This window comes from Devosia elaeis (assembly GCF_001650025.1).
GTDB lineage: Bacteria > Pseudomonadota > Alphaproteobacteria > Rhizobiales > Devosiaceae > Devosia > Devosia elaeis.
The window spans coordinates 1-745 of the sequence record NZ_LVVY01000052.1; the positions used below are offsets into that span (position 1 = coordinate 1).

Below are 745 nucleotides of genomic sequence, written 5' to 3' on the forward strand. Positions count from 1 at the left end.
AACCTGATCCGGGTAATGCCGGCGAAGGGACGGGATCGTTATCCGCCACCAGAGCTGCGTCCCGGGTTTCCGTTTTCACGAGAAAACATGGAGACCCATCGTGAATAAGCCTCTCGACACCAAGGCGCTTGGCGCCACGGGCCTGTCTACCATACCGCTTTCCGCCTCCCGCAAAGTCTACGCAAGCAGCGCACTCGCCCCCGATATGCGGGTGCCGTTCCGTGAGATCGCCATCAACGATCCGGCAGCCCCTGCGTTTCGGGTTTACGACACCTCCGGCCCCTATACCGACCCCGCTATTGCCATTGACCTCGAGCGCGGCCTGCCGCGCCCGCGGGAAGACTGGATCGCCGAGCGCGGCGACGCCGAACCCTACCAAGGCCGCGCCATCAGGCCGGAAGACGACGGCCATGTCTCGCCCGAGCGGGCTGTCGCGCGCTTCCCTCTTGCTAACCAGCCACTGCGCGGCAAGGCGGGACGGCCGATCACCCAACTCGACTATGCACGCGCCGGCGTCATCACCAAGGAGATGATCTTCGTCGCCGAACGGGAGAATCTGGGGCGCCAGCAAATGCTTGATGGCGCCGAGGCGCGCCTGGCCGATGGCGAGAGTTTTGGCGCGGCCATTCCGCCCTTCATCACCCCAGAATTTGTGCGCGACGAGATCGCCCGCGGTCGGGCGATCATCCCGGCTAATATCAATCACCCCGAAATCGAGCCGATGGCGATCGGGCGCAATTTCCTG

General features: G+C 64.3%; 1 protein-coding gene. It reads left to right on the forward strand.

Annotation, left to right across the window (positions count from 1 at the left end):
* Positions 1 to 100: 100 nt before the first annotated feature.
* Positions 101 to 745, forward strand: a 645-nt coding sequence (locus tag A3840_RS01770; RefSeq protein ID WP_205633326.1) for a phosphomethylpyrimidine synthase ThiC, incomplete at its 3' end; no start/stop codon positions are given.